This is a genomic window from Massilia sp. LC238 (genome assembly GCF_000735635.1).
Classification (GTDB): Bacteria; Pseudomonadota; Gammaproteobacteria; order Burkholderiales; family Burkholderiaceae_D; genus Telluria; species Telluria varians.
The window spans coordinates 1-3,442 of record NZ_JNNN01000049.1 but is presented as its reverse complement, the minus strand read 5'-3'; the positions used below and the strand labels follow the sequence as shown (position 1 = coordinate 3,442).

Genomic DNA, 3,442 nt, shown 5'->3' with positions numbered 1-3,442 from the left:
GAAGTCTTATGCAGCGCCGGCGCCGCCCGAGCTTCCCGACGAGCGGGCCACCGGCATCGCCCCGCCGGCCCTGCCGTCCATGCCCGCGATGCCCGCGATCCCGGCCCCGCCGGCGCCGCCCGCGCCGCCGCCCCTGCCCGAGGTGCCGGAAGCCGCCCACGCCGCCTGCGCCGGCAAGGCCGCGGGCACCCGCATGGAGCACGTGCTGCGCCAGGGCGAGACCATGACCGGGGTGTGCGTGCGGGAGAACGGCAGGAACGTGTTCGACCTGCGCGAATACCGGCTCCACGACCGAAGCTGAGGCGCCGCCGCAGGGACGGCTCGACTTGGGGGTCTAGATCAATTATTCTAGATCCATGAGCACTCCCGACGTTCCCGCCAAGCCGACCCCATCCGAACTGGAAATGCTGCGCCTGCTGTGGCAGCTCGGCCCCGCCACTGCCCGCCAGGTGCACGAGGCCGCGCTCGCGTCGCGGCCGGACATGGCCTATGCCAACGTGCTGCGGCTGCTGCAGATGATGCACGCCAAGGGCCTCCTCACCCGCGACGAGAGCGCGCGCGCCCACGTGTACGCGCCGGCCCAGCCGCAGGACCGGCACCAGGCCGGCCTGATCAAGGACCTGATCCACAAGGCCTTCTCCGGCTCGGGCAAGGAACTGGTGCTGGCCGCGCTGCGCGGCCACGTCAGCAAGAAGGAACGCGAGGAAATCCAGCAGATCCTGAACGGCGAGACCGGGCGCAAGGAATGAGCACGCCGTCGCCGCGTCCGGTTCCACCGGTGCAGCCCGAACTCGAGGACTGCTGCCGCAGCGGCTGCGTGCCCTGTGTCTTCGACCTCTACGAGGAAGCATTGATACGCTACGAGCGGGAACTTGCCGCCTGGGAAGCTGCCATGCAATCGCCGTCGCCGCCGGCCTCCTGAGCGGCCTGCGGTAGCGCACGCTTGAAAATCAAGACCTTGACGTTTTGATTACAATGAACCCATCGGTGTTGTGCATGGAGACGATATGTTCGACATGGACCTTCCTTGGTGGGAATTCATCGTACGCGGGCTTGCCGTGTACATCTTTCTGCTAATCATGGTGCGCCTGTCCGGCCGCCGCACGGTCGGCCAGTTCACCCCCTTCGACCTGCTGGTCATCATGCTGCTGTCCGAAGCCGTGTCCAACTCGCTGAATGCGGGCGACCAATCGCTGATCGGCGGCCTGATCGCGGCAGCCACCCTGGTCGCGATCAATTCCTCGGTCGCCCTGTTCAGCTCGCGCAGCCCGCGCTTTGAAAAATTGGTCGACGGTAGCGCCGTCCTGATCGGACGCGACGGGGTGTTCTTCGACAAGGTGGTGCGCAATTGCCGCCTGTCCGAATCCGACATCGAGGAAGCCCTGCGCGAGCACGACTGTCCGCGGCCGGAAATGAAATGCGCCTTCCTGGAAGCCGACGGCGAAATCACCATCCTGCGCAATCCCCACTGAACCAGGACCGCTGCCCTTTCTTTTGCGCTTCTGCCAGAGGTACTTTTATCCCCCGTACGGTGTGGACGGTGCGGAATTGATGCGCTACTTTTTTCAGCAGTACCCCCAGCCGGGTGTGCTGTTTGGATTCTTTCCTGATCAGGAGGACTGCCATGAAAAAAGTACTGAGCGCGCTTGCGCTCGCCGCGTCAACGCTGGCGCTCGCACCGGCGGCCCAGGCTGCCGACATCTACCGTGCCGTGTCCAGCGGCCCGGCCGAGTCGCCGCCCAACGGGTCGCCCGGTTCGAGCGTCGCGACCATTGAAATCGACGGCACGACCTTGCGAGCCGAAGTGCCGTTCCAGGACCTGCTGGCGAGCACGACCGCGGCCCACATCCACTGCTGCACGACGGAAGCCTTCACCGGTGTCGCCCCGGTGGCGATCCCGCTGGCCGGTTTCCCCTTGATGGTGACGGCCGGCTCATACAACGCTACCCTCGACCTGGGAGACCCGGCGGTATATGACCCAGCCTTCCTGGCGTCCTTCGGCGGCACCGCGTCGGGGGCCGGCTCAGCCCTGCTCGATGCGATGAACGCCAACCAGGCCTACCTCAACATCTACACGACCCGCTATCCGAACGGCGAAATCCGCGGCTTCGTGGTGGCGGCGCCGATTCCGGAACCGGCGACCTGGGGGATGCTGGGGATCGGCCTGGCCGGACTGGCGCTGATGGCGCGCCGCCGGCCCGGCTCGATCAGCCAAGCGCCGCGCCCTCGCGCGTAGCCAGCAACCGGCTCCAGGCCGGTATCGCCGCCTGCCAGAAGGCGTGCAGCGATGCCGGCCGCATCAAAGGCAAGCCGAGGAAACGCGCAGCTGCCAGGAGTGCCTCCACCGCCGCGGCTTCGTCGCCCGGCGCCACGGCCAGCGCGCCGGTCTGCTTCGACAGCTTCTCGCCGTTCTCGTTGCGCACCACCGGCACGTGCAGGTAACGCGGGGTCGGCACCCCGAGCACGCGCTGCAGGAAGATCTGGCGCGGCGTGGAGTCGAGCAGGTCGGCGCCGCGCACGACGTCGGTGACGCCCTGCTCGGCATCGTCCACCACCACCGCCAGCTGGTAGGCCCAGAAACCGTCGGCGCGCTTCAGGACGAAGTCGCCCGATTCCCCGCTGAGTCGCTGCGTGACCTCGCCCGCGAAACGGTCGGTGAAGCTGACGAGGTCGTAGCCCGGTTCCGGCACGCGCAGGCGCAGGCTGCGCATGCTGCGTCCCTCCGCCAGCCCGTAGCGGCAGGTGCCGGGATAGATCGCAGCGCCGTCGGGCGCGAAGCCGAGGCGCGAATCGGCAATCTCGCGCCGGTTGCAGCCGCAGGGGTAGGTGTGTAGGGCGATGCGCTCGGCGGCGGCCTGGTACAGGTGCTTGCGCCGGCTCTGCCAGACGACTTCGCCGTCGGCGTGCATACCCAGCAGCGCCAGCAAGGCCAGGATGCCCTCGGCCGCGCCGGGCACGCTGCGGCCCTCGTCGATATCCTCGATGCGCACCAGCCAGGTGCCGTGGTGGGCACGGGCGTCGAGGTAGCTGGCCAGGGCCGCAACCAGCGAACCGGCGTGCAGCGGGCCGGTGGGCGACGGGGCGAAACGGCCGATGTAGGATTCATTCACTTGCTTCATGCGGTAATGATACCCGTAGGGCGGGCGGCTTGTAATCCAAGCCACTGGCTTGGATTACCCCACGCGGTGAGCGTTACCGGCTCCGCGTTCGCGCCTGATGATCTTGCTGCTAACTATCACCGCGTGGGCGGGAAACCCTGTATGGCACAGGGACATAGGTAACAGTCGTCTAGAGACATAGGTAACACCTTTTATCATCAGCGCACGACCAATAACTGGAGCGTGCGATGCCTTGGAAGGAGTGTTCCCGGATGGCCTCTCGTCTCGAATTTGTGGTGCTGGCAAGCGCACCAGAAGCCAACGTCAGCGCCCTGTGCCAGGCA

6 protein-coding genes are annotated in these 3,442 nt (G+C 66.9%); 5 read left to right on the top strand and 1 reads right to left on the bottom strand.

Going from position 1 to position 3,442, the window contains the following annotated elements; genetic code table 11:
* From FG94_RS27895 to FG94_RS13290, 5 genes are all read left to right on the top strand, one after another.
* Positions 1 to 301, top strand: a 301-nt coding sequence (locus FG94_RS27895; RefSeq protein ID WP_036212364.1) for a hypothetical protein, incomplete at its 5' end; no start/stop codon positions are given.
* Between the two features lie 55 nt (positions 302 to 356).
* Positions 357 to 749: a BlaI/MecI/CopY family transcriptional regulator gene (locus FG94_RS13300; RefSeq protein ID WP_036212362.1), complete on the top strand. Its 393-nt coding sequence runs from the start codon at positions 357 to 359 to the stop codon at positions 747 to 749.
* Complete coding sequence (locus FG94_RS26635; RefSeq protein ID WP_081925974.1) at positions 746 to 922, top strand: oxidoreductase-like domain-containing protein; 177 nt, start codon at positions 746 to 748, stop codon at positions 920 to 922. The genes FG94_RS13300 and FG94_RS26635 overlap by 4 nt, the downstream gene beginning before the upstream one ends.
* An 85-nt stretch (positions 923 to 1,007) precedes the next feature.
* The gene (locus tag FG94_RS13295) at positions 1,008 to 1,472 is read left to right on the top strand and encodes a DUF421 domain-containing protein (protein ID WP_036212360.1); all 465 of its coding nucleotides are present in this window, start codon (positions 1,008 to 1,010) and stop codon (positions 1,470 to 1,472) included.
* Positions 1,473 to 1,624: 152 nt separating this feature from the next.
* Entirely contained in the window at positions 1,625 to 2,236 is a 612-nt protein-coding gene (locus tag FG94_RS13290) for a CHRD domain-containing protein (protein WP_051996635.1), read from the top strand.
* Here the strand turns inward: FG94_RS13290 and gluQRS are convergent.
* Positions 2,208 to 3,119 (bottom strand): tRNA glutamyl-Q(34) synthetase GluQRS, encoded by a 912-nt coding sequence (gene gluQRS / locus FG94_RS13285; protein WP_036212358.1) that lies wholly within the window; start codon positions 3,117 to 3,119, stop codon positions 2,208 to 2,210. The two genes, FG94_RS13290 and gluQRS, sit on opposite strands and share 29 nt — an antisense overlap.
* Positions 3,120 to 3,442: the final 323 nt, after the last annotated feature.

Excerpts from the sequence above, each read along its gene's own strand:
- FG94_RS13300 (WP_036212362.1), top strand. The coding sequence starts at position 357 with ATGAGCACTCCCGACGTTCCCGCCAAGCCGACCCCATCCGAACTGGAA.
- gluQRS (WP_036212358.1), bottom strand. The coding sequence starts at position 3,119 with ATGAAGCAAGTGAATGAATCCTACATCGGCCGTTTCGCCCCGTCGCCC.
- FG94_RS26635 (WP_081925974.1), top strand. The coding sequence starts at position 746 with ATGAGCACGCCGTCGCCGCGTCCGGTTCCACCGGTGCAGCCCGAACTC.
- FG94_RS13295 (WP_036212360.1), top strand. The coding sequence starts at position 1,008 with ATGTTCGACATGGACCTTCCTTGGTGGGAATTCATCGTACGCGGGCTT.
- FG94_RS13290 (WP_051996635.1), top strand. The coding sequence starts at position 1,625 with ATGAAAAAAGTACTGAGCGCGCTTGCGCTCGCCGCGTCAACGCTGGCG.